Genomic DNA, 24,535 nt, shown 5'->3' on the forward strand with positions numbered 1-24,535 from the left:
GTCTTGGGTCGACGGCCAAGGAGTGCCTGGCCAGCCGGTTGTCTATTCGCGCCCTACCTTAAGGGAGAGGCGCGTTTAGGTCGAGATTAAATGTTCAGCCGAGATCAGACGTATCTGACCGTCAGCGGTATTGGAGGAAGACGTTGTCTCGCCCGAACTGGTCACGCAAAGCTTGAATCAAGCCATCAGCGGGATCAATTCGCCACGTCTCACCAAACTGCAACATCGCCTTGGCGTCATTGCCGGTGTATTCCATGGTCACCGGGCACGCGCCACGGTGACGTTTGAGCAAGTCACCCAACCAGCGTAGCTGATCGCCTTTAAGGGCTTCGGTCTTGACCTTCAAGCGCAGGCTTTCGGCCAGGTTGGTGCGCGCATCTTCCATGCTCATCACCCGCTTGATCCGCAGGCGCAGGCCGCCGGAGAAGTCATCGTTGCTGACCTCGCCTTCCACCACCACCATGGCATCGGTCTGCAGCAGTGACTGCGCGGAGTGAAACGCATCGGCAAACAGCGACGCCTCGATGCGGCCCGAGCGGTCATCGAGGGTGATAAAGCCCATCTTGTCGCCCTTCTTATTTTTCATCACGCGCAGGGCGATGATCATGCCGGCGACGGTCTGGGTATCGCGCGCTGGCTTCAGGTCGATGATGCGCTGACGGGCGAAACGGCGTATTTCACCTTCGTACTCGTCGATCGGGTGACCGGTCAGGTACAGGCCCAGGGTGTCTTTCTCACCTTTGAGACGCTCCTTGAGGGTCAGCTCCTTGGCCTTGCGATGGTTGGCATAAACGTCGGCATCTTCCTCGACAAACAGCCCGCCAAACAGGTCGGCGTGGCCACTGTCATGAGTGCGGGCGGTCTGTTCGGCGGCCTTGATCGCTTCTTCCATGGCTGTGAGCAGCACCGCCCGGTTGCGGTCGATGTTCGCCTGGTAAGCCTTCGGTTCATCATGGAAATACGGGCCGAGACGATCGAGCGCGCCACTGCGGATCAAACCATCGAGGGTGCGCTTGTTGATACGCTTGAGGTCAACCCGTGCGCAGAAGTCGAACAAATCCTCGAACGGCCCATGCTGACGCGCTTCGGTGATTGCTTCAACCGGCCCTTCGCCCACGCCCTTGATGGCGCCCAGGCCATAGATGATGCGGCCTTCGTCGTTCACCGTGAACTTGAACTCCGAGGCGTTCACGTCCGGCGCGTCGAGGCGCAGCTTCATGGTGCGCACTTCCTCGATCAAGGTCACGACCTTGTCGGTGTTGTGCATATCCGCCGAGAGTACCGCTGCCATGAACGGCGCCGGGTAGTGGGCTTTCAGCCAGGCAGTCTGGTACGACACCAGGCCGTAGGCGGCGGAGTGGGATTTGTTGAAGCCGTAACCGGCGAACTTCTCTACCAGGTCGAAAATGTTACCGGCCAGGTCCGCGTCGATATTGTTGGTGGCGCAACCCTCAATGAAACCGCCGCGTTGCTTGGCCATTTCCTCGGGCTTTTTCTTACCCATGGCGCGACGCAGCATGTCCGCACCGCCAAGGGTGTAACCGGCCATGACCTGGGCAATCTGCATCACCTGTTCTTGATACAAGATGATGCCGTAGGTCGGCGCCAGTACCGGTTTTAGGCCTTCATACTGGTAATCGGAGTGCGGGTACGCCAGTTCGGCGCGGCCGTGCTTACGGTTGATAAAGTCATCCACCATGCCCGACTGCAGCGGGCCTGGGCGGAACAAGGCCACCAGTGCGATCAAGTCTTCCAGGCAGTCGGGCTTGAGCTTTTTGATCAGCTCTTTCATGCCGCGCGACTCAAGCTGGAACACCGCGGTGGTTTCGGCTTTTTGCAGCAGCTGGTAGGTAGGTTTGTCATCCAGCGGGATAAACGCGATATCCAGCGGTTCTTCGTCGACCTTGGCGCGCTCGCGGTTAATGGTCTTGAGCGCCCAGTCGATGATCGTCAGGGTTCGCAGGCCGAGGAAGTCGAACTTCACCAGGCCGGCTGCCTCCACGTCATCCTTGTCGAACTGGGTGACCAGGCCATCGCCTTCTTCATCGCAATAAATCGGCGAAAAGTCGGTGAGCTTGGTTGGCGCAATCACCACACCACCGGCGTGTTTGCCGACGTTACGCACCACGCCTTCGAGTTTGCGTGCCATGTCCCAGATTTCGGCGGCTTCTTCATCGATCTTGATGAAGTCGCGCAGGATTTCTTCCTGCTCGTAAGCCTTCTCAAGGGTCATGCCGACTTCAAACGGAATCATCTTCGATAGACGGTCCGCCAAACCGTAGGACTTGCCTTGCACCCGCGCCACGTCACGGATTACTGCCTTGGCCGCCATGGAACCGAAGGTGATGATCTGGCTCACGGCGTTGCGGCCGTATTTCTCGGCCACGTACTCGATCACACGGTCGCGACCGTCCATGCAGAAGTCGACGTCGAAGTCGGGCATGGAAACCCGTTCCGGGTTCAGGAACCGTTCGAACAGCAGGTCGTATTCCAGCGGGTCAAGGTCGGTGATCTTCTGCACATAGGCCACCAGCGACCCGGCACCCGAACCCCGCCCTGGGCCTACCGGCACGCCGTTGCTCTTGGCCCACTGGATAAAGTCCATTACGATCAGGAAGTAACCGGGGAACCCCATCTGGATAATGATATCCAGCTCGAAATTCAGCCGGTCGACGTAGACCTGGCGCTTGGCGTCGTAGTCTTCGGTGGTGTCCTTGGGCAGCAGAACGCTCAATCGCTCTTCCAGACCGTCGAACGACACCTTGCGGAAATACTCATCGATGGTCATGCCATCGGGAATCGGGAAGTTGGGCAGAAAGTGCTTGCCCAGCTTCACTTCGATATTGCAGCGCTTGGCGATTTCGACCGAGTTTTCCAGCGCCTCAGGCAGGTCGCTGAACAGCTCGGCCATTTCATCGGCGCTTTTGAGGTACTGCTCTTCGCTGTAGTTCTTGGAGCGGCGCGGGTCATCCAGTGCCCGGCCTTCGCCAATGCACACGCGGGTTTCGTGGGCCTCGAAATCTTCTTTCTTGATAAAGCGCACATCGTTGGTCGCAACCAGCGGCGCGCCCAGCTTGTCGGCCAGGGCCACGGCGGCGTGCAGGTGTTCTTCGTCATTGGGGCGATTGGTGCGCTGGACTTCCAGATAGAAGCGGTCGGGAAACACGTCCATCCACTCGCGGGCCAACACTTCGGCTTCCTGGGGGTTGCCGCCCAGCAGCGCGATACCGATCTCGCCCTCTTTGGCGGCCGAGAGCATGATCACGCCCTCACTCGCCTCAGCCACCCACTCACGCTCAATGATGATCGAGCCGTTGCGCTGGCCGTCGATAAAACCGCGCGAGATCAATTCGGTGAGGTTGCGATAACCCACGCCATTCATCGCCAGCAGGCTGATGCGGCTCAGGGGGTTATCCGGGTCTTTGTTCGACAGCCACAGGTCGGCGCCGCAAATCGGCTTGATGCCGGCGCCCATGGCGTTCTTGTAAAACTTGACCAGGGAACACATGTTGTTCTGGTCGGTAACCGCCACCGCAGGCATGTTCATGCCCACCAGGGTTTTGACCAGCGGTTTGATCCGTACCAGGCCGTCGACCAGGGAGTATTCAGTGTGCAGGCGCAGGTGAACGAATGAAGCCGGCATAGTGATCCTGTCTAAAAAACTTAGAAACAACAAGGCCCGGGATTGTACCGGGCCTTGAGCAAAACATCAGCCTCGCGACTAAACCTCGCTGAGACTCTCACGCGCCTCGTAAGCCTGACGGACCGGGGCGAACGAACGACGGTGGATCGGCGTAGGGCCCAGGCGAGCCAAGGCTTCCAGATGAACGGGCGTCGGGTAACCTTTATGACCACCGATGCCGTAGCCCGGATAGATCAATTCAAACGCCGCCATTTCGCGGTCGCGGCTGACTTTGGCCAGGATCGAGGCGGCGGCAATCGCCGGGACCTTGCTATCCCCCTTGACCACGGCTTCTGAAGGCATCGCCAGTTTGGGGCAGCGGTTGCCGTCGATCATCGCCATTTTCGGTGTGATGTGCAGCCCTTCGACGGCGCGCTGCATGGCCAGCATGGTGGCGTGAAGGATGTTCAGCTCATCGATCTCTTCGACTTCGGCCCGGGCGATGTGCCAGCTCAACGCTTTTTCGCAGATCTCGTCGTAGAGCTTTTCACGGCGCGCTTCGGTGAGTTTTTTCGAGTCATTGAGACCGAGGATCGGGCGATTTGGGTCGAGGATCACCGCCGCCGTCACCACCGCGCCACACAACGGGCCACGCCCCACTTCATCAACACCGGCGACCAGTGCGTCGGCGTGTGCGACCAGACTGAAATCCAGGCCCATTTGCGTGGTCATAAAGCGTCCTCTTTTTGCCCGATCAAGGTCAGTACGGCATCGGCTGCCTGGTTCGATGCATCACGCCGCAGGGTGCGGTGGATGTCGTCAAAACCACGGGTCTGCTCTTCGCCGCCGTCGATCAAGGGTAGTAGGGTTTGTGCCAGGGCTTCGGGCGTTGCATCGTCCTGCAACAACTCCGGCACCAGCAGGCGTTGGGCCAGCAGGTTAGGCAAGGAGATGTAAGGGCTCTTGACCATGCGCTTGAGAATCCAGAACGTCAGCGGCGCCAGGCGATAAGCCACGACCATCGGGCGTTTGTACAGCAGCGCCTCCAGGGTCGCGGTGCCCGAGGCAATCAATACCGCATCACAGGCGGCTAGAGCCAGGTGCGACTGGCCGTCGAGCAAGGTCAACGGCAGATTGCGGCCTTCGAGCAACGTCTCGATTTGCGCACGCCGTTGCGGGCTGGCGCAAGGTAATACGAAACGCACGCCTGGCTTCAAGGCTTGAAGGCGTTCGGCAGCCTCGAAAAACACACTGGCCAGACGCCCGACTTCACCGCCTCGACTGCCCGGCATCAATGCCACCAGCGGACCGTCAGGCAAGCCCAGTTGGGCGCGCGCGGCGGCGCGGTCAGCTTGTAGCGGGATGGTGTCGGCCAAGGTATGCCCGACAAACCGCACCGGTACGCCCTTCTCTTCGTAAAACCTGGCTTCGAACGGCAGCAAGGTCAGCATCAAGTCGCAGCCTTCGCGGATCTTCAGCACACGCTTCTGCCGCCACGCCCATACGGACGGGCTGACGTAATGCACGGTCTTGATGCCGGCCTGACGCAACTTGAGTTCGATATTGAGGGTGAAGTCCGGCGCATCGATGCCAATAAAGACGTCGGGCTTTTCTTCGATCAGGGTTTGAATCAGCAGCTTGCGGCGCGCCAGCAACTCACGCAGTCGGCCCAGCACCTCCACCAGCCCCATGACCGACAGGCGCTCCATGGGAAAGTAGGATGTCAGACCTTCGGCCTGCATGAGCGGGCCGCCCACGCCAATAAACTCCACCGCTGGATGCTGGGCCTTGAGCGCCCGCATCAGCCCAGCGCCCAGGATATCGCCGGAAGCCTCACCGGCCACCAGCGCAATACGCAGAGTAGCCATGATCAGCGGGTGATGCCGCGCGTCGATGCCTGGATAGAGTCGCGGAACACCGCGACTTCCGGGAACAACGCTGCTGGCTCGGTCAGTTCAGTCAGTGCCTGCTCAACCGTCAGCCCCTGACGGTAAACCGTCTTATAGGCGCGGCGCAGAGCGTGAATCGCGTCTTCACTGAAACCGCGACGGCGCATGCCTTCGAAGTTCATGCTGCGGGCTTCGGCAGGGTTGCCGAACACCGTGACAAATGCCGGAACATCCTTGCCAATCGCCGTGCCCATGCCGGAAAAGCTGTGGGCGCCGATATGGCAGTACTGGTGGACCAGGGTGAAGCCGGACAGGATCGCCCAATCGTCAACGTGCACATGGCCGGCCAGCGCCGTGTTGTTGACCAGGATGCAATGGTTGCCGATCACACTGTCATGGCCGATATGCGCATAGGCCATGATCAGATTGTGATCACCCAGCGTGGTTTCGGCACGATCCTGCACAGTGCCACGGTGAATGGTCACACCTTCACGGATGATGTTGTGATCACCGATTACCAGGCGTGTTTCTTCACCCTTGTACTTCATGTCCGGGGTGTCTTCGCCTACCGAGGAAAACTGGTAGATACGATTGTGTTTGCCAATGCGGGTCGGACCTTTGAGGATCACGTGTGGCCCGATGACAGTCCCCTCGCCGATTTCAACACCTGCGCCGATGATCGACCAAGGGCCGACCTCAACGTCGGCGGCCAGAACGGCCGACGGATCGATGATTGCGCGAGGGTCAATCAAACTCATAGTTTGCGTTCCGCACAGATGATCTCAGCGGAACACACCGGCTTGCCGTCCACCGAGGCCTGGCATTCGAACTTCCAGATCTGGCGCTTGCAGCTGATGAACTTGGCTTCCAGGATCAACTGGTCACCCGGAGTGACCGGGTTGCGAAAGCGCAGTTTGTCGGAGCCCACGAAATAGTAAAGCGTGCCGTCGGCAGGCTTGAGGTCGAGCATTTTGAAACCAAGGATACCGGCAGCCTGGGCCATCGCTTCGATAATCAGCACGCCCGGCATGATCGGATGCGCGGGGAAGTGACCATTGAAGAACGGTTCGTTGATGCTGACATTCTTGTAGGCACGAATGCGCTTTTCCTCGACATTGAGGTCCACTACACGATCCACCAGCAGGAACGGGTAACGGTGAGGCAGGTATTCGCGAATCTCGTTGATGTCCATCATTTCGGGGGGAAGCCTGTAATAAAGATTGGGGGCGGGCGAACTAAACGCACGCCCCGCTAGCAAATCAAGGAGGCAGTCTAGCGGCTGTGCACACTTGATATGGAAATGGTATCAGCCTTCTGATGAAGCATTACCGCCAGGGGTCACGTCCTCGACACGCTTTTCGACCTGCTTGAGGCGTCGGGCCATGTCGTCGATCTTGCGCAAACGTGCCGCACTTTTGCGCCATTCAGCCGCAGGCTGCATGGCCGTACCGGAAGAGTAGGCACCCGGCTCGGTAATCGAGTGGGTCACCATGGTCATGCCGGTGATGAAGACGTTGTCGCAAACTTCAATATGCCCCACCAGCCCAACGCCACCGGCGAGCATGCAATGCTTGCCGATCTTGGTACTGCCGGAGATACCCACGCACGCCGCCATGGCGGTGTGATCGCCAATCTGCACGTTGTGGGCGATCTGGATCTGGTTGTCGAGCTTCACGCCGTTACCGAGTACGGTATCGGCCAAGGCCCCGCGATCCACAGCGGTGTTGACACCGATTTCCACGTCGTCGCCGATCAATACGCCGCCGACCTGGGCAATTTTGTGCCAGATGCCTTTGGCGTTGGCAAAACCGAAACCTTCGCCACCGATCACTGCGCCTGACTGAATGACAACCCGCTCACCAATACGCACGTCGTGGTAAAGGGTGACGCGAGGCGCCAGCCAACCATCGGCGCCGATTTCGCAGCGCGCACCGATAAAGCAATGAGCCCCCACCGTGACACCGGCAGCAATGCGCGCACCACTCTCGATCACGGCAAACGCGCCAATGCTGGCCGCAGGGTCAACCTGGGCATCATCGGCAATCACGGCCGACGGGTGAATACCAGCCGCCGCCCTGGGTTTCGGATCGAACAGGTGCGACGCCCGGGCATACGCCAGGTAAGGGTCGGCAACCACCAGCGCATCCCCGTTAAACCCTTCGGCGTCAGCGGCCTTCAGCAACACGGCTGCGGCTTGGCTGTCGACCAGGTATTTACGGTATTGGGGATTTGCGAGGAAGCTCAACTGAGCTGGGCCAGCCTCCTGCAAGGTGGCTAGCCCAGTAATTTCTTTCTCCTTGGAGCCACGCAAGGTGGCCCCCAGGAACTCGGCCAACTCGCCGAGCTTGATAGTCGCGGTCATGGCTTACTTCAGCTGGTTCATGCGCTCGATCACCTGGCGGGTGATGTCGTATTGAGGCTTGACGTCAATCACGGCGCCGCGCTCGAACACCAGGTCAAAGGCACCTTTCTTGATGACTTCTTCCACGGCGCTGTCGAGCTTAGGCTTGAGCTGCTTGAGCATTTCACGGTCAGCAACGGCTTTGGCTTCGTTCAGCTCCTTGGACTGGAACTGGTAGTCGCGGGCCTTTTGCTTGAATTCAAGCTCCAGACGCTCACGCTCGCCTTGCTGCATTTTGTCGCCACCGGCTACCAGACGATCCTGGATACCCTTGGCACTGCTTTCCAGAGTCTTGAGCTTGGTCAGTTGCGGACCGAACTTCTTCTCGGCATCCACGGCGTAACGCTTGGCCGCGTCGGATTCCAGCAGGGCCATCTGATAGTTCAGGACGGCGATTTTCATTTCGGCGAAGGCCGGGGTGGTTACCAGCACGGTGGCCAGCAGAACCAATTGAGTCAACTTACGCACGATGTACTCCTACAGAATCCGTTGTCGTTATCTTGGGTCAGACGCTTAGAACGTCTGGCCGAGGGAGAATTGGAAAATCTGGGTTTCAGCGTTATCCGGTTTCTTGATCGGCATGGCCAGAGCAAAGCTCAATGGGCCAAGTGCAGTCACCCACGTCACACCTACACCTACGGAACTGGCGAGGTTGGTCAGACTGACGTCATTGCACTGGGTGTTGGACACAGAACCAGGAGTCGGGTTGTTGACCTGTTGGCACTTGGAGTCAAACACGTTACCCACGTCCCAGAAGACCGAAGTACGCAGCGAACGCTGATCCTTGACGAATGGCAGCGGGAACAGAAGCTCGGCACCACCCTGGATCAGTACGTTACCACCGAATGCCAGAGCGTCATTGTTGGAGTCAGGGAGCGTGCCTTGGTTACCGGTTACCGCTTGACCACGACTCGGCGTACCACGCGGGCCCAAGGTACTGTCCTTGAAGCCACGAACCGAGTTGAAACCGCCTGCATAGTAGTTCTCATAGAACGGCAGACCACTGGTCGAACCATAACCGTCGCCATAACCCAATTCGGTGTGCAGGCGCACGGTGTAGTTGTCGCTCAGCGGCTGGAACAACTGGCCACGGTAGTCGAGCTTGAAGAACGACAGGTCGCTGCCCGGCGTGGTGGCTTCAGCAGTCAGGCTTTGGGAATGGCCACGTGTCGCCAGCACACCTTTGTTCAGGGTCGATTCCGACCAGCCAACCGACGCCTTGAAGTTCAGGAACTGGTCACCTTCACGGCGCACGAAGTCGAAAATCTCATCCGTGGTGTACACACCGGTCTTGATTTTGTCCTGTTGCGCAGTAAAACCGAAGGTCAGACGCGAAGTCTCGCTGATCGGGTAACCGATGTTGACACCGGCGCCGAGGCTGTCGATCGCGTAGCTGGCAACGTCAACGTTCAGGTCTTTGTAGTCGGTGGTGCGGTAGAAGGCGTTGTAGCCCAGGCTCACACCGTCAGCTGTCCAGTAGGGGTCGACATAACCGAAGTTATAGCGGCTCTGGTATTCGCTTCGGGTCAGGCCGATGGAGACCTTGTTACCGGTACCGAGGAAGTTGTTCTGGGTGATCGAACCACCGAGGATCAGACCGGCACTCTGTGCAAAGCCGACGCTGGCAGTGATCGAACCCGAGGCCTGCTCTTCAACGGCGTAGTTCACGTCAACCTGGTCATCCACACCCGGTACGGCCGGGGTTTCGACGTTGACTTCCTTAAAGAAGCCCAGGCGCTCAAGACGGGTCTTGGACTGGTCGATCAGGTAAGTCGACGCCCAGCCACCTTCCATCTGACGCATCTCACGACGCAGCACTTCGTCCGCAGACTTGGTGTTGCCACGGAAGTTGATGCGGTTCACGTAGGCACGCTTGCCTGGGTCGACAACGAAGGTGATGTCCACGGTGTGGTCTTCGTCGTGCGGGGTCGGCACGCCGTTGACGTTGGCGAAGGTATAGCCTTCGTTACCCAGGCGACGGGTGATCAGTTCGGACGTGGTGGTCATCAGCTTGCGCGAGAACACCTGGTCTTTCTGCACCAGCAACAGCGACTTCACCTGGTCTTCAGGGACTTTCAGGTCGCCGCTGAGCTTGACGTCACGCACGGTGTATTTCTCACCTTCGTTGACGTTGACGGTGATGTAGACGTGTTTCTTGTCCGGGGTGATGGACACCTGGGTCGAAGCGATATCCATGTTGATATAGCCACGGTCCAGGTAGTAGGAACGCAGACGTTCCAGGTCACCGGAGAGTTTTTCACGGGCGTACTTGTCATCGTTCTTGAAGAACGACAGCCAGTTGGTGGTCTTGAGTTCGAACAGGTCGATCAGGTCGTCATCAGCAAACTTGGTGTTACCCACCACGTTGATGTGCTGGATCGCCGCCACGGTGCCTTCGTTGATCTTGACCTTGAGGCCAACACGGTTACGAGGCTGCGGAATCACTTCGGTTTCCACGGACGCGGAATAGCGACCCTGGGCGACGTACTGACGTTGCAGTTCGTTACGCACACCCTCGAGGGTGGCGCGCTGGAAGATCTCGCCTTCGGCCAGGCCGGATTGCTTGAGACCCTTCATCAAGTCTTCAGTGGAGATCGCCTTGTTACCCTCGATCTCGATACTGGCGACGGAAGGTCGCTCAACGACAGTGATGACCAGGACGTTACCTTCGCGACCCAGTTGGATATCTTGAAAGAACCCGGTTTTGAACAGCGCACGAGTGGATTCCACCAGGCGACGATCATCCGCCTGTTCCCCGACGTTCAACGGCAAGGCACCAAAGACGCTACCGGCGGAAACCCGCTGGAGGCCGTTGACGCGAATATCGGAGATAGTGAAGGACTCGGCGTGAACTTCGGCGATCATCAATACGGTGAGAACCGCAGTTAGCAGCAGACGTTTCATGAAGTCCTTTCTTATTCCAACTGGCAATAAACAAACTGCCGCAAAATGCGGCAGATTCGCAATTCAGCGAAGCGTTACAGTCGTCCCAGATCGTTGACCAGAGCTAACAACATCACTCCAACCACCAAACTGATACCGATCTGTATCCCCCAACCCTGCACCCGATCCGACAAGGGGCGACCACGCACCCACTCGACCAGATAAAACAACAGATGCCCCCCATCCAATACTGGAATGGGCAGCAAATTCAGAACTCCAAGGCTAATACTCAGATAAGCCAGGAAATTCAGGAAATCCGCGACACCCGACTGGGCAGAAGCGCCCGCCACTTTAGCAATGGTTATCGGTCCACTCAAGTTTTTTACCGAGAGCTCGCCGAACAACATTTTCTTGAGCGATTCGAGGGTCAGCACACTCATGGTCCAAGTGCGTTTTGCACCCTCGCCAATCGCCGCCAACGGCCCGAAGCTGACCTCCCGCACCATCGAGGGTGGCCAGTCGACACCTTTCACCCCGGCACCCAGGTAGCCCCCAGCGGCCTTGGCTTCCCCGCGTACCGCCAGGGTCACAGGGACGTCGATTTGAGCACCATCGCGCTCAACTTTCAGCACAATTTTGGTATCAGGGCGTACACGCACCAGATCAACCACTTGCTGCCAGTCGCCCAGCGCCTGGCCATCAAGGGCCAACAAACGATCGCCGGTTTTCAGACCTGCGGCTTGCGCCGGGCCTTTCGGATCCAGCTCGGCCAGTACCGGCGGCAAGGCCGGGCGCCAAGGCCGAATCCCCAGCGACTTGATCGGATCAGGCTCATCTGCGCCCTTGAGCCAGTGATCCAGGGCCAGGGCGCGAGGCGTCTCGGCGGTGGAATCCTGTTCGCGCACCACCACATTAATGGTGCCGCTTTCACCCATGCGGCGTACCAGCTGTAAATTGACCGCGCCCCACCCTGTGGTCGGTTCGCCATCAATGGAAACAATTTCCTGCCCTGCGACCAGGCCGGCCTTGGCCGCCATGCTGTCCGCTTCGACCGCGCCGATGACCGGGCGCACCTGCTGGCTGCCCATCATGGCCAAGACCCAGAAGAACACCATCGCCAAGAGGAAGTTGGCGATCGGACCGGCAGCCACAATCGCGATACGCTGACGAACGGTCTTGCGATTAAAGGACTGGTCCAATTGATCAGCCGGCACTTCGCCTTCACGCTCATCGAGCATTTTGACGTAGCCACCCAGCGGAATGGCCGCAATTACGAATTCGGTGCCACGACGATCGTGCCAACGCAGCAACGGCATGCCGAAACCGACGGAAAAGCGCAGTACCTTGACGCCGCAACGACGCGCCACCCAAAAGTGGCCGAATTCGTGGAAGGTGACCAGCACACCCAGAGCAACCAGGGTGCCGACAATCATGTAGAGCGCACTCATCTAATTTCTCCGCATTCCAATCCAGTGCCTGAAGGCTCAAACCTGCCCACAGGCTAACGCGCGTTGCGGTTCAACCATTGCTCGGCCAGGGCACGGGCCTTTGCATCGGCCTCGAACACTGCACCCAAATCTTCCACTGCCACAACGGGCTCAAGGCTCAAAACTTCCTCGATGATACTCGGGATCTGCGGGAAGCGAATACGCCCGTCAAGAAACGCCGCCACAGCCACCTCGTTAGCCGCATTAAGCATCGCCGGCGCACTGTTGCCCGCCTCTGCTGCTTGCCGCGCCAAACGCAGGCACGGGAAGCGTTGTTCGTCCGGCGCCTCGAAGTCCAGGCGCGCAACGGCGAACAGGTCCAACGGCGCGACCCCCGAGTCAATCCGCTCCGGCCAGGCCAGGGCATTGGCGATCGGCGTGCGCATGTCCGGGTTACCCAACTGCGCCAGCACCGAGCCGTCCACATAGTCGACCAGGGAATGAATCACACTTTGCGGATGGATCACCACTTCAACCTGATCCGGCCGAGCGTCGAACAACCAGCACGCCTCGATCAACTCCAGGCCTTTGTTCATCATGCTCGCCGAGTCCACGGAAATCTTGCGCCCCATGGACCAGTTCGGGTGTGCACAGGCCTGATCAGGCGACACGTGCTCCAGATCAGCCAGTGGAGTTTGCCGGAACGGGCCACCGGATGCCGTAAGAAGAATCCGTCGTACACCCACCTGGCTCAAGCCGCGGGCAAAATCACCGGGCATGCACTGGAAGATTGCGTTGTGTTCGCTGTCGAGGGGCAGCAACACTGCGCCGCTCTTGCGTACTGCCTGCATAAAGAGCGTGCCGGACATGACCAGCGCTTCTTTATTGGCCAGCAGGATCTTCTTGCCAGCACCCACCGCTGCCAGCGTCGGGCGCAAACCCGCTGCGCCGACGATGGCCGCCACCACGGTGTCTACCTCGGCATCGGCCGACACCTGGCACAGCCCTTCCTCACCCACCAGCACCTGCGTAGCCAGCCCGACAGCCTGCAACTGTTGCTGCAAGCCACGTGCTGCCGCCACTTCAGGCACTACGGCAAAGCGCGGCGTATGACGCACGCACAGGGCCAGCAGCTCGGCCAAACGGGTGAACCCGGTCAAGGCAAACACCTGATAACGGTCAGGATGGCGAGCGATCACATCCAGGGTGCTCAACCCCACCGAGCCGGTTGCACCCAGCACGGTCACCTGTTGCAGGCGGCTCACGAAGCCGTCATCCACAACAGCACTGCAAAGATCGGGATAGCAGCGGTAAGGCTATCGATACGATCCAGCACGCCGCCATGGCCCGGCAGCAGGTTGCTGCTGTCCTTGATCCCGGCCTGGCGCTTGAACATGCTTTCAGTCAGGTCGCCCACCACCGAGATGAACACCACGACCGCCGTACCCAGCAGGGCCAGGAGTATTTCCTTCACCGACCAGTCGCGCACAACACCCACTACGAGCGTGATCAGCAAGGTCAACGCCAAGCCGCCGTAGACGCCTTCCCAGCTCTTGCCAGGACTGACAGCCGAGGCCAGCTTGCGCTTGCCGAAGGCGCGACCAGAGAAGTAGGCGCCAATATCGGCGCCCCACACCAATACCATCACCGCCATGATCAGCCAGTTGCCCATCGGTGCATTCTTGATTTCCACCAGGCCTTGCCAGGCCGGCAGCAAAATCAACAAGCCAATCACCAATTTGCTGGCAACACTGGACCACTGGCCACTGGTGCGCGGAAAGGTCAGCACCAGGAAGGTCGCGAGCGCCCACCACAGCACCGCAGCGCCCAATACCCAAGGCACCACGATGCTCGACAGGGTATGCATCAGAAACAGCAACAGCGCTACAACAGCGGCGTAGACCACGCGTGGCAATTGCGCATTAAAGCCCGCCAGACGCGCCCACTCCCAGGCACCCAGGGTCACGACCACGCCGATAAACAGCGCAAAGCCGGAACCATCGAGCAGGAAAAACCCACACAAGGCGACCGGCAGCAGGATCAGTGCGGTGATGATTCGTTGTTTAAGCATTTAAACCCGGGCTCCAGCTTCGATCTGCTCGCTCGTTTTACCGAAGCGGCGCTGACGGGAAGCGAAATCGGCCAGTGCATTACGCATGGCATCGTGTTTGAAGTCCGGCCAGAACAGGTCGGAGAAGTACAGCTCGGTGTAGGCCAACTGCCACAACAGGAAGTTGCTGATGCGGTGCTCGCCACCGGTGCGGATACACAGGTCCGGCAACGGCAGGTCACCGGTCACCAGGCAGGTTTGCAACAATTCGGGCGTGATGTCGTCGGGCCGCAGGTGCCCGGCCTGTACCTCGCGAGCCAGGCGCTGCGCGGCCTGGGCGATATCCCACTGGCCGCCATAGTTGGCCGCGATCTGCAGTACAAAACGGTTGCTGCCAGCGGTGATGGCTTCAGCTTCGCGCATGGCCGCCTGCAGCTCCGGATGAAACCGCGAACGGTCACCGATGATACGCAGGCTGATGTTGTTGTCGTTGAGGCGCTTGGCCTCACGACGCAAAGCCTTGAAGAACAGGTCCATCAAGGCGCTGACTTCTTCGGCCGGCCGTTGCCAGTTCTCACTGGAGAAGGCAAACAGGGTCAACACTTCGACCTTGGCCTCGGCACATACCTCAATCACCGCGCGCACTGCATCGACACCCGCTTTATGCCCGGCGACACCCGGCATAAAGCGTTTTTTCGCCCAGCGATTATTCCCATCCATGATAATCGCGACATGGCGCGGCACCACAGAGGGCACAGTCTGCTTGGTCTTTTCCATGAAGGTGTCCTGACCCCTTATACGGCCATCAGGTCCTTTTCTTTCTCCTCGAAGGCCTTGGTGATCTTGCCTTCGAAATCCTTGATCAGCTTGTCGATATCAGCAGCAGCACGACGCTCTTCGTCTTCACTGATTTCTTTATCCTTGACCAGCTTCTTCAGCTCACCCATGGCATCACGGCGAATGTTTCGCATGGCAACCCGTGCATCCTCAGCCGCAGCGCTCGCCTGCTTGGTGAAGCCCTTACGGGTTTCTTCGGTCAGGGCCGGCATGGAGATCAACAGCAACTCGCCCAGGTTGGTCGGGTTGAGGTTCAAGCCAGCGCTCTGGATGGCCTTGTCGACAGCGCCGAGCATGTTGCGCTCAAAAGCCACGACTTGCAGGGTGCGCGAGTCTTTTACGGTGATGTTGGCCACCTGGGTGATGGAGGTATCTGCGCCGTAGTACGGCACCATCACACTACCCAGGATGCTTGGGTGAGCCTTGCCGGTACGAATCTGGCCAAATGCATGGGCCAGAGACTCCAGGGATTTCTGCATACGCTCTTGAGCGTCTTTCTTGATTTCGTTGATCATTGTTGGCCTTCCTCGATCAGAGTCCCTTCCGCGCCGCCGTGTACGATATTCAGCAGGGCGCCGGGCTTGTTCATGTTAAATACGCGCAGCGGCATCTTGTGGTCGCGGCACAGGCAAATAGCCGTCAGGTCCATCACACCCAGCTTGCGATCCAGCACTTCATCGTAGGTCAGATGATCGAACTTCTCGGCATGCGGGTCTTTGAATGGGTCGGCAGTATAGACGCCGTCTACCTTGGTGGCCTTGAGCACCACGTCAGCATCGATTTCGATGGCACGCAGGCAGGCAGCCGAATCGGTCGTGAAGAACGGGTTACCCGTGCCTGCGGCAAAGATCACGACTTCCTTGGCGTTCAGGTGGCGCATGGCTTTGCGACGATCATAATGATCAGTCACGCCAACCATGGAAATAGCCGACATCACGATGGCCGAGATATTGGCGCGCTCCAGGGCGTCGCGCATGGCCAGGGCGTTCATCACAGTGGCCAGCATGCCCATGTGGTCGCCAGTGACCCGGTCCATACCGGCAGCACTCAGTGCCGCGCCACGGAACAGGTTACCGCCGCCAATCACCAGGCCGACTTGAACGCCGATGCCGACCAGTTGGCCGACTTCGAGCGCCATGCGGTCGAGCACCTTGGGATCGATCCCGAACTCTTCCGAGCCCATCAGGGCCTCGCCGCTGAGCTTGAGTAGAATGCGTTTATAGCGAGCCTGATAACCACTGCCCTGCTGAGCCATTGCGAATCTCTCCTGCGGCGTATTTTTTAAAAATTCTTGGCGAGCCGTTTACGGCTTGCATTCACTCTAGCTGGACGCTATTACAGCGCCATCGGAACACGGCTTTGTAAGCCAGTTCCGAAAGGAAGCCAAATAAAAATTGGCCTTCCCATTTGAAAAGAGGCTGCGCGCGTGAGCGGGCAGCCTCTTTCGGCGACAGTTGAAAACTGTCTTACTGCTTGGCGGCAGCCAGCTGGGCAGCAACTTCTTCAGCGAAGTTGTCGACCGGCTTCTCGATGCCCTCGCCTACTTTGTAGTAGGTGAAGGAAACGATTTCAGCACCGGCTTTCTTGGCCAGTTCGCCAACCTTGATTTCAGGGTTCTTGACGAACGCCTGCTCAACCAGGCTCGCTTCAGCCAGGAACTTGCTGATACGGCCCTTGATCATGTTTTCAACGATGTTTTCCGGCTTGCCGGCGATCTTGTCAGCGTTGAGGCTCAGGAACACGGCTTTTTCGCGTTCAATTGCGTCAGCGGACACTTCCGATGGCAGCAGGAATTCCGGGTTGCTGGCCGCTACGTGCATAGCGATGTCTTTTGCCAGCTCAACGTCGCCGCCTTTCAGGGCAACCACGACGCCGATTTTGTTACCGTGCAGGTAACCACCAACCACATCGCCTTCAACGCGGGCCAGGCGACGGATGTTGACGTTTTCGCCAACCTTGCCGACCAGTACCAGGCGATCAGCTTCTTGAGCTTCGATCAACGGCTCAACGGTAGTGAGCTTGTCGTCGAATGCTTTCTTGACGCTGGCAGCAACGAATGCCTTGAAGTCGTCCTGCAGAGCCAGGAAGTCGGTCTGGGAGTTCACTTCCAGCAGAACGGCAGCCTTGCCGTCTTCAACCAGAGCGATAGCGCCTTCAGCAGCAACGTTGCCTGCTTTCTTGGCAGCCTTGATGGCGCCGGAAGCACGCATGTCATCAATGGCTTTTTCGATGTCGCCGCCAGCCTTGGTCAAGGCCTTTTTGCAATCCATCATGCCTTCGCCGGTACGCTCACGCAGTTCTTTAACCAACGCTGCAGTAATCTCTGCCATTTCAAAATCCTCTTGGATAGGTTTTCAACCATTCCACCCGATCAAACGGGCGATCAATTCTTCCCGAATCACCCTTGTAGGCCGCTGCACGTTACAGAAGTTGTAGCTGCGCTGCCGACAAATGGTTTTCGAGGTGGCAAAAAGGGGGCCAAGCCCCCTTTTTGCTTACTGAGTCAACGCCAGGGCGCTAATTACTCAGCGGCAGCTACCGGAGCTTCTTCAACGAACTGCTCGGTACCACCAGCAACGTGGTTGCGACCACGGATTACAGCGTCAGCCATCGAACCCATGTACAGCTGGATAGCGCGGATTGCGTCATCGTTGCCTGGGATGATGTAGTCAACGCCTTCCGGGCTGCTGTTGGTATCGACTACGCCGATAACCGGGATGCCCAGCTTGTTGGCTTCGGTGATCGCGATGCGCTCGTGATCAACGTCGATAACGAACAGTGCGTCAGGCAGACCGCCCATGTCCTTGATACCACCCAGGGAACGATCGAGCTTTTCCAGGTCACGGGAGCGCATCAGCGCTTCTTTCTTGGTCAGCTTGGCGAAAGTACCGTCTTCGGCTTGCACTTCAAGGTCACGCAGACGCTTGATGGAAGCACGGATGGTTTTGAAGTTGGTCAGCATGCCGCCCAACCAGCGGTGATCGACGTACGGCGAACCGCAACGTGCTGCTTCTTCAGCAACGATCTTGCCAGCGGAACGCTTGGTGCCGACGAACAGGATCTTGTTTTTGCCCTGGGCCAGACGCTCTACGAAAGTCAGAGCTTCGTTGAACATTGGCAGGGTTTTTTCAAGGTTGATAATGTGGATCTTGTTACGCGCGCCGAAAATGTATTTACCCATTTTCGGGTTCCAGTAACGGGTCTGGTGACCGAAGTGCACACCGGCCTTCAGCATATCGCGCATGTTGACTTGGGACATGATAGTTCCTTAATAAGTCGGGTTTGGCCTCCACGTATCCCAATGACCAACCAGCGGCATCAAGGCCTCCGGCACCCAGGTCATCGTGTCGACACGTGTGTGGATTTAAGCTTTGCGGGGTATCCCCGGAAAGCGGCGCATTTTATACCACACGAAGGACGAAAACGAAACCTGCAATCACATTTGCCAGCAACCGTGTTCGTGTAACCCCTTGAATAGAGCCGACATACCCCTACTCTATAGAGAGATGCGATTATCAGAGGATCATGATTTGACGCCATCGTCTGTTAGAATCGCGTTTTTTGAGGCTTGTGCGAATTTCGTAACCATTTGTCGCACGCCCGTAAACCGTATTGATTTCAGCGCGTCGCGCTAGAGAGAGCCTGTATGACCGTTAGTTTGAAAACCGCCGAAGACATCGCCGGCATGCGCATTGCCGGCAAACTGGCTGCCGACGTGCTGGAAATGATTGCCGAGCATGTCAAGCCAGGCGTCACCACCGACACTCTGAACCAGATCTGCCACGACTATATAGTCAACGTGCAAAAGGCCATCCCTGCCCCACTGAACTACAAGGGCTTCCCCAAATCGATCTGCACCTCGGTCAACCACGTGGTCTGCCACGGGATTCCAGGCGACAAGCCGTTGAAGGACGGCGACACCCTGAACATCGACGTCACCGTGATCAAGGACCGCTATTTCGGCGATACCAGCCGTATGTTCCACGTCGGCAACGTGCCGGTCTGGGCTGAGCGCCTGTCCCAGGTCACCCAGGAATGCATGTACAAGGCCATCGAGATCGTAAAACCTGGCTGCCGCCTGGGCGATATCGGTGAAGTGATCCAGAAGCACGCAGAAAAGAACGGCTTTTCGGTGGTGCGCGAATTCTGCGGCCACGGTATCGGCACCGTATTCCATGAAGAACCACAGATCCTGCACTACGGCCGCGCCGGCACCGGCATGGAGCTCAAGGCAGGCATGACCTTCACCATCGAGCCAATGATCAACCAGGGCAAAGCCGACACCAAGGTGCTGGGCGACGGTTGGACCGCTATCACCAAGGACCGCAAGCTCTCGGCCCAGTGGGAACATACCCTGCTGGTCACCGAAACCGGCTACGAGATCTTCACCCTGCGCGCAGACGACACCATCCCTCGCGTTTCGGCGTGATGGTTGCCTCGGTTTTCCAGCTACACCGTTGTGACTGACTCAATAGACAGATAGGAAAGCCGATCGATGCCCCAGGTGGACCCCGAACTCTTCGACCGTGGCCAGTTCCAGGCCGAACTGGCCCTGAAGGCAAGCCCCATCGCCGCCTTCAAGAAGGCTATCCGCCAGGCCCGCGAGGTGCTCGATGAGCGCTTTCGCAGCGGCCGGGACATTCGTCGGCTGATCGAGGACCGCGCCTGGTTCGTCGACAATATCCTGCAAAAGGCCTGGGAGCAGTTCAGTTGGAGTGAAGACGCCGACATCGCCCTGGTAGCGGTCGGAGGCTACGGTCGAGGTGAGTTGCACCCCTACTCCGACATCGACCTGCTGATCCTGCTGGACAGTGCCGATCATGAGATCTTTCGCGATTCCATCGAGCGTTTTCTGACGCTGTTGTGGGACATCGGCCTGGAGGTCGGCCAGAGCGTGCGCTCGGTGGACGAATGCGCCGAAGAGGCACGCGCCGACCTCACCGTCATCACTAACCTGATGGAAAGCCGCACCATCGCCGGGCCGGAACGCCTGCGCCAGCGCATGCTGGAGGTCACCAGCACCGCGCATATGTGGCCAAGCAAGGAGTTCTTCCTGGCCAAGCGTGCCGAGCAAAAAGCCCGGCACCACAAGTACAACGACACCGAATACAACCTGGAACCCAACGTCAAAGGCTCTCCGGGCGGGCTGCGCGACATCCAGACCATCTTATGGGTGGCCCGCCGCCAGTACGGCACCCTCAACCTGCGCGCCTTGGCCGGTGAAGGCTTTCTGGTCGAGAGCGAAAATGCGCTGCTGGCCTCGTCCCAGGAGTTCCTGTGGAAGGTGCGTTACGCCCTGCACATGCTCGCCGGGCGCTCCGAAGACCGCCTGCTGTTCGACCACCAGCGCTCCATCGCCACCCTGCTGGGGTTTGAAGGCGAGGACGCGAAAACCAGCATCGAAAGCTTCATGCAGCAGTATTACCGCGTGGTCATGAGCATTGCCCAGCTCAGCGACCTGATCATCCAGCACTTCGAAGAGGTGATCCTGGCGCCGGAAGACGAAGCCCCGCCGCAGCCGATCAACTCGCGCTTCCAACTGCACGACGGCTATATCGAGGCGCGCAACGACAATGTGTTCCGTCGCACGCCGTTCGCCATGCTGGAAATCTTTGTGCTGATGGCCCAGCAGCCGGAAATCAAAGGCGTGCGCGCCGATACCATCCGCCTGCTGCGGGAAAACCGTCACCTGATCGACGATGATTTTCGCAACGACATCCGTAACACCAGCCTGTTTATCGAACTGTTCAAGTGCAAGATCGGCATTCACCGCAACCTGCGGCGCATGAACCGTTACGGCATCCTCGGCCGCTACCTGCCGGAGTTCGGCTTTATCGTCGGGCAGATGCAGCACGACCTGTTCCACATCTATACCGTCGACGCCCACACCCTCAATTTGATCAAACACCTGCGCAAGTTGCAGTACACCCAGGTGTCAGAAAAATTCCCGCTGGCCAGTAAACTCATGGCCAAGCTACCCAAACCCGAACTGATCTATCTGGCCGGCCTGTACCACGACATCGGCAAAGGCCGGCATGGCGACCACTCTGAAGTCGGCGCGGTCGATGCCGAAGCCTTCTGCCAGCGCCACCAATTGCCGCAGTGGGACAGCCGCCTGATCGTGTGGCTGGTGCAGAACCACCTGGTGATGTCGACGACCGCGCAGCGCAAGGACCTCTCCGACCCGCAGGTGATCCACGACTTTGCCGGGATCGTCGGTGATGAAACCCGCCTCGACTATCTTTACGTGCTGACCGTCTCCGACATCAACGCCACCAACCCGACACTGTGGAATTCCTGGCGCGCCAGCCTGTTGCGCCAGCTCTACACCGAGACCAAGCGCGCGCTGCGCCGTGGCCTGGAAAACCCGGTGGACCGCGAGGAGCAGATCCGCCGCACCCAAAGCGCGGCCCTGGATATCCTCGTGCGCGGCGGCAACGACCCGGATGACGTCGAGCAGCTATGGTCGCAACTGGGCGATGATTACTTCCTGCGCCACACCGCCGGCGACGTGGCCTGGCACAGTGACGCGATCCTGCAACAGCCGGCCGACGGCGGCCCACTGGTGCTGATCAAGGAAACCACCCAGCGCGAATTCGAGGGCGGCACGCAGATCTTCATCTACGCGCCGGACCAGCACGACTTCTTCGCCGTGACCGTGGCCGCCATGGACCAGCTCAACCTGAACATCCATGATGCGCGGGTTATCACCTCCAGCAGCCAGTTCACCCTCGACACCTACATTGTGCTCGACACCGACGGTGACTCGATCGGCGACAACCCGGTGCGCGTGAAAAAGATCCGCGAAGGCCTTACCGAGGCCCTGCGCAACCCTGATGACTACCCAACCATCATCCAGCGCCGGGTGCCGCGCCAGCTCAAGCACTTTGCGTTTGCGCCCCAGGTGACCATTTCCAACGACGCCCAGCGCCCAGTGACCGTGCTGGAACTCAGCGCACCGGACCGCCCAGGCTTGCTGGCGCGCATCGGCGGGATCTTCCTGGAGTTCGACCTGTCGCTGCAAAACGCCAAGATTGCGACCCTGGGGGAACGCGTGGAAGACGTGTTCTTCATTACCGACGCCGACAACCAGCCGCTGTCCGACCCGCAGCTGTGCCTGCGCTTGCAGGAAGCCATCGTGCAGCAATTGAGCGTGAGCCAGGAACCGGGTGTCGAGCTGACCAGACTGACCATTTGATTTTTAACTTCCCAGTGGGCACGGTCCCTGTGGGAGCTGGCTTGCCTGCGATGCGGGCGCCGCGGTGCATCTGGTACACCGCAGCGATGTGATCGCAGGCAAGCCAGCTCCCACAAAAGGCCGCACTCATCTTGATCGAGGCTTACATGAACAACGCCCTGAACCAGCTCCAGCCCTACCCGTTCGAAAAACTGCGCGCCCTGCTCGGCAGCGTTACACCGAACCCGGATAAGCGCCCGATCGCGCTGTCCATCGGCGAGCCGAAGCACAAATCCCCGGCCTTCGTAGCCAAGGCCCTGGCGGATAACCTCGACCAGATGGCGGTGTACCCGACCACCCTGGGCATCCCGGCCCTGCGCGAGGCCATCGGCGCCTGGTGCGAACGGCGCTTCAACGTGCCCAAAGGTTGGCTCGACCCGGCGCGCAACATTTTGCCGGTCAACGGCACCCGCGAGGCGCTGTTTGCCTTCACACAAACCGTGGTCAACCGCGCTGACGATGCACTGGTGGTCAGCCCCAACCCGTTCTATCAGATCTATGAAGGCGCTGCGTTCCTGGCCGGGGCCAAGCCGCATTACCTGCCGTGCCTGAACAGCAATGGTTTCAACCCGGACTTCGACGCCGTTTCGCCAGACATCTGGAAACGCTGCCAGATCCTGTTCCTGTGCTCACCCGGCAACCCGACCGGCGCGCTGATCCCGGTCGAGACCCTGAAAAAGCTCATCGCCCTGGCCGACGAATATGACTTCGTGATCGCCGCCGACGAGTGCTACAGCGAGCTGTACTTCGACGAACAAACCCCGCCGCCAGGCCTGCTCAGCGCCTGTGTGGAACTGGGCCGCCAGGACTTCAAGCGTTGCGTGGTGTTCCACAGCCTGTCCAAGCGCTCCAACCTGCCAGGCCTGCGCTCGGGCTTCGTGGCCGGCGATGCCGATATCCTCAAGGCCTTCCTGCTGTACCGCACCTATCACGGCTGCGCGATGCCGGTGCAAACCCAGCTGGCCAGCATTGCTGCCTGGCAGGATGAGCCCCACGTATTGGCCAACCGTGACATGTATCGGGAGAAATTCGACGCCGTGCTGGCGATTCTCAAGCCGGTGCTGGATGTACAAGCCCCAGACGGCGGCTTCTATCTGTGGCCGAATGTGAAGGGCGACGATGCCGCGTTCTGCCGTGACTTGTTCGTGGAAGAACACGTGACCGTAGTGCCGGGTTCGTACCTGTCGCGCGAAGTCGACGGCTTCAACCCTGGCGCCGGTCGCGTACGCCTGGCGCTGGTTGCGCCGTTGTCGGAGTGTGTGGAAGCGGCGGAACGGATTCGGGACTTCATAAACCGTCGCTGAACACCCCACAATGCCCGCACTGTAATAAAGTGCGGGCAGCGCCACACGATCGACACTGCGCTGCATAAGTAGCCATTTGCTTAAAAACGATAATCGGTGGAATCCTATCAACGACAAGTGCCACTCAATGTTCATTAACGTCTTGAACAATGTAGACATGGCACGATGACAAACCTGAGCACAGCAACTCTCGGTTTCACCTCCACACGCACTCACGACATTGATATATATCAAGCGCCCCCGGATAAATCCCACTCAAGAAAAACCCGTGCTGTTTCAGCACCCGACAAATACTGGCCGCAAAATTCCACGCTGAAGATTGCTGTCTATGATGCCGACGAAGAAGCACTGGAGCACATAAAAAAGGCTGCGAATCTTTGGCTGTCGCATATCAACCTGACCTTTGAATTTGTTTCAGGGGAAGAGGGAGATATACGCATCGCGCTGGACTATGGGGAGACTCAATCAGGCAGCTCTGCACTTGGAACCGACGCGCAAAAAGTGCCCCTCTACCTACCGACCATGGTGTTGCCAAACCCTTACGACAACCCAAGATTCGAAGCCATTGCAGCCCATGAGTTCGGGCATGCCCTAGGGTTGCATCACGAACATAAACACCCCAATAGAACGATTGATTTTAATACGCCAACCATCTACAGGCACTTTAAAGGCCATGGATCGAATGAAGCCATCCATAAAGACATTCTCCAGCGCCTCACTGGAAAAAACGTCGCTGCCTCCAAATACGATAGAAACTCAATCATGCATTACGGCTTCACCAGAGACGAACTATGGAAGCAGCCGGCAATCCCTTGGCCCACCCGATTGACAGAACTGGATAAGTCTTTCATAGCCGAGCAGTACCCCAAACTTTAAGGCACCGCG

20 protein-coding genes are annotated in these 24,535 nt (G+C 58.7%); 4 read left to right on the forward strand and 16 right to left on the reverse strand.

The features are described from left to right. Window positions 1-121: 121 nt before the first annotated feature. The 16 genes from dnaE to rpsB form a co-directional block, all read right to left on the reverse strand. Window positions 122-3,643: a DNA polymerase III subunit alpha gene (dnaE, locus tag HX790_RS04415; RefSeq protein ID WP_017137152.1), complete on the reverse strand. Its 3,522-nt coding sequence runs from the start codon at window positions 3,641-3,643 to the stop codon at window positions 122-124. Window positions 3,644-3,721: 78 nt separating this feature from the next. Next, window positions 3,722-4,354: a ribonuclease HII gene (gene rnhB / locus HX790_RS04420; protein ID WP_017137151.1), complete on the reverse strand. Its 633-nt coding sequence runs from the start codon at window positions 4,352-4,354 to the stop codon at window positions 3,722-3,724. Continuing rightward, window positions 4,351-5,490: a lipid-A-disaccharide synthase gene (gene lpxB / locus HX790_RS04425; RefSeq protein WP_017137150.1), complete on the reverse strand. Its 1,140-nt coding sequence runs from the start codon at window positions 5,488-5,490 to the stop codon at window positions 4,351-4,353. The genes rnhB and lpxB overlap by 4 nt, the downstream gene beginning before the upstream one ends. A 2-nt stretch (window positions 5,491-5,492) precedes the next feature. Beyond that, window positions 5,493-6,269, reverse strand: coding sequence for an acyl-ACP--UDP-N-acetylglucosamine O-acyltransferase (gene lpxA / locus HX790_RS04430; RefSeq protein WP_017137149.1), 777 nt, complete (start codon window positions 6,267-6,269; stop codon window positions 5,493-5,495). Next, window positions 6,266-6,706 carry a 3-hydroxyacyl-ACP dehydratase FabZ gene (fabZ, locus tag HX790_RS04435; protein WP_003172281.1) on the reverse strand — a complete coding sequence of 147 codons (441 nt, stop codon included), beginning with the start codon at window positions 6,704-6,706 and terminating at the stop codon, window positions 6,266-6,268. The genes lpxA and fabZ overlap by 4 nt, the downstream gene beginning before the upstream one ends. Before the next feature lie 111 nt (window positions 6,707-6,817). Then, window positions 6,818-7,873, reverse strand: coding sequence for a UDP-3-O-(3-hydroxymyristoyl)glucosamine N-acyltransferase (gene lpxD / locus HX790_RS04440; RefSeq protein WP_017137148.1), 1,056 nt, complete (start codon window positions 7,871-7,873; stop codon window positions 6,818-6,820). 3 nt (window positions 7,874-7,876) lie between these two features. Further along, complete coding sequence (locus HX790_RS04445; RefSeq protein WP_003189173.1) at window positions 7,877-8,380, reverse strand: OmpH family outer membrane protein; 504 nt, start codon at window positions 8,378-8,380, stop codon at window positions 7,877-7,879. Window positions 8,381-8,425: 45 nt separating this feature from the next. Beyond that, the gene (bamA, locus tag HX790_RS04450; RefSeq protein ID WP_017137147.1) at window positions 8,426-10,816 is read right to left on the reverse strand and encodes an outer membrane protein assembly factor BamA; all 2,391 of its coding nucleotides are present in this window, start codon (window positions 10,814-10,816) and stop codon (window positions 8,426-8,428) included. Between the two features lie 74 nt (window positions 10,817-10,890). Beyond that, window positions 10,891-12,243, reverse strand: coding sequence for a sigma E protease regulator RseP (gene rseP, locus HX790_RS04455; RefSeq protein ID WP_017137146.1), 1,353 nt, complete (start codon window positions 12,241-12,243; stop codon window positions 10,891-10,893). A gap of 53 nt (window positions 12,244-12,296) precedes the next feature. Continuing rightward, a complete protein-coding gene (gene ispC / locus HX790_RS04460) occupies window positions 12,297-13,487 on the reverse strand; it encodes a 1-deoxy-D-xylulose-5-phosphate reductoisomerase (RefSeq protein ID WP_026013714.1) in 1,191 nt (396 codons plus the stop codon). After that, window positions 13,484-14,293: a phosphatidate cytidylyltransferase gene (locus HX790_RS04465; protein ID WP_017137144.1), complete on the reverse strand. Its 810-nt coding sequence runs from the start codon at window positions 14,291-14,293 to the stop codon at window positions 13,484-13,486. Before HX790_RS04465 ends, ispC begins: the two co-directional genes overlap by 4 nt. After that, window positions 14,294-15,049: a polyprenyl diphosphate synthase gene (gene uppS / locus HX790_RS04470; protein ID WP_017137143.1), complete on the reverse strand. Its 756-nt coding sequence runs from the start codon at window positions 15,047-15,049 to the stop codon at window positions 14,294-14,296. It abuts the gene before it with no gap. A gap of 17 nt (window positions 15,050-15,066) precedes the next feature. After that, a complete protein-coding gene (gene frr / locus HX790_RS04475) occupies window positions 15,067-15,624 on the reverse strand; it encodes a ribosome recycling factor (RefSeq protein ID WP_017137142.1) in 558 nt (185 codons plus the stop codon). Next, window positions 15,621-16,364, reverse strand: a complete 744-nt coding sequence (gene pyrH, locus HX790_RS04480) for a UMP kinase (protein WP_003172271.1) — start codon at window positions 16,362-16,364, stop codon at window positions 15,621-15,623. Before pyrH ends, frr begins: the two co-directional genes overlap by 4 nt. 211 nt (window positions 16,365-16,575) lie before the next feature. After that, on the reverse strand, window positions 16,576-17,439 hold the full coding sequence (gene tsf / locus HX790_RS04485; protein WP_017137141.1) for a translation elongation factor Ts: 864 nt from the start codon (window positions 17,437-17,439) through the stop codon (window positions 16,576-16,578). A gap of 191 nt (window positions 17,440-17,630) precedes the next feature. Then, a complete protein-coding gene (rpsB, locus tag HX790_RS04490) occupies window positions 17,631-18,368 on the reverse strand; it encodes a 30S ribosomal protein S2 (RefSeq protein ID WP_003189158.1) in 738 nt (245 codons plus the stop codon). 387 nt (window positions 18,369-18,755) lie between these two features. Between rpsB and map the strand changes: the two genes are divergently transcribed. The 4 genes from map (at window position 18,756) to HX790_RS04510 (ending at window position 24,526) form a co-directional block, all read left to right on the forward strand. After that, window positions 18,756-19,538 carry a type I methionyl aminopeptidase gene (gene map, locus HX790_RS04495; RefSeq protein WP_017137140.1) on the forward strand — a complete coding sequence of 261 codons (783 nt, stop codon included), beginning with the start codon at window positions 18,756-18,758 and terminating at the stop codon, window positions 19,536-19,538. Window positions 19,539-19,604: 66 nt separating this feature from the next. Continuing rightward, window positions 19,605-22,307: a [protein-PII] uridylyltransferase gene (locus HX790_RS04500; RefSeq protein WP_017137139.1), complete on the forward strand. Its 2,703-nt coding sequence runs from the start codon at window positions 19,605-19,607 to the stop codon at window positions 22,305-22,307. A gap of 146 nt (window positions 22,308-22,453) precedes the next feature. Beyond that, on the forward strand, window positions 22,454-23,650 hold the full coding sequence (gene dapC, locus HX790_RS04505; RefSeq protein WP_017137138.1) for a succinyldiaminopimelate transaminase: 1,197 nt from the start codon (window positions 22,454-22,456) through the stop codon (window positions 23,648-23,650). A gap of 165 nt (window positions 23,651-23,815) precedes the next feature. Continuing rightward, complete coding sequence (locus HX790_RS04510; protein ID WP_017137137.1) at window positions 23,816-24,526, forward strand: M12 family metallopeptidase; 711 nt, start codon at window positions 23,816-23,818, stop codon at window positions 24,524-24,526. The last annotated feature ends 9 nt before the right edge of the window (window positions 24,527-24,535 follow it).

This window comes from Pseudomonas sp. IPO3747 (genome assembly GCF_013385245.1).
Classification (GTDB): domain Bacteria; phylum Pseudomonadota; class Gammaproteobacteria; order Pseudomonadales; family Pseudomonadaceae; genus Aquipseudomonas; species Aquipseudomonas edaphica.

Bases quoted from the DNA above. Each gene is read 5' to 3' on its own strand.
- dnaE (WP_017137152.1), bottom strand. From the start codon at position 3,643: ATGCCGGCTTCATTCGTTCACCTGCGCCTGCACACTGAATACTCCCTG.
- rnhB (WP_017137151.1), bottom strand. From the start codon at position 4,354: ATGACCACGCAAATGGGCCTGGATTTCAGTCTGGTCGCACACGCCGAC.
- lpxB (WP_017137150.1), bottom strand. From the start codon at position 5,490: ATGGCTACTCTGCGTATTGCGCTGGTGGCCGGTGAGGCTTCCGGCGAT.
- lpxA (WP_017137149.1), bottom strand. From the start codon at position 6,269: ATGAGTTTGATTGACCCTCGCGCAATCATCGATCCGTCGGCCGTTCTG.
- fabZ (WP_003172281.1), bottom strand. From the start codon at position 6,706: ATGATGGACATCAACGAGATTCGCGAATACCTGCCTCACCGTTACCCG.
- lpxD (WP_017137148.1), bottom strand. From the start codon at position 7,873: ATGACCGCGACTATCAAGCTCGGCGAGTTGGCCGAGTTCCTGGGGGCC.
- bamA (WP_017137147.1), bottom strand. From the start codon at position 10,816: ATGAAACGTCTGCTGCTAACTGCGGTTCTCACCGTATTGATGATCGCC.
- rseP (WP_017137146.1), bottom strand. From the start codon at position 12,243: ATGAGTGCGCTCTACATGATTGTCGGCACCCTGGTTGCTCTGGGTGTG.
- HX790_RS04465 (WP_017137144.1), bottom strand. From the start codon at position 14,293: ATGCTTAAACAACGAATCATCACCGCACTGATCCTGCTGCCGGTCGCC.
- uppS (WP_017137143.1), bottom strand. From the start codon at position 15,049: ATGGAAAAGACCAAGCAGACTGTGCCCTCTGTGGTGCCGCGCCATGTC.
- frr (WP_017137142.1), bottom strand. From the start codon at position 15,624: ATGATCAACGAAATCAAGAAAGACGCTCAAGAGCGTATGCAGAAATCC.
- pyrH (WP_003172271.1), bottom strand. From the start codon at position 16,364: ATGGCTCAGCAGGGCAGTGGTTATCAGGCTCGCTATAAACGCATTCTA.
- tsf (WP_017137141.1), bottom strand. From the start codon at position 17,439: ATGGCAGAGATTACTGCAGCGTTGGTTAAAGAACTGCGTGAGCGTACC.
- rpsB (WP_003189158.1), bottom strand. From the start codon at position 18,368: ATGTCCCAAGTCAACATGCGCGATATGCTGAAGGCCGGTGTGCACTTC.
- map (WP_017137140.1), top strand. From the start codon at position 18,756: ATGACCGTTAGTTTGAAAACCGCCGAAGACATCGCCGGCATGCGCATT.
- HX790_RS04500 (WP_017137139.1), top strand. From the start codon at position 19,605: ATGCCCCAGGTGGACCCCGAACTCTTCGACCGTGGCCAGTTCCAGGCC.
- dapC (WP_017137138.1), top strand. From the start codon at position 22,454: ATGAACAACGCCCTGAACCAGCTCCAGCCCTACCCGTTCGAAAAACTG.
- HX790_RS04510 (WP_017137137.1), top strand. From the start codon at position 23,816: ATGACAAACCTGAGCACAGCAACTCTCGGTTTCACCTCCACACGCACT.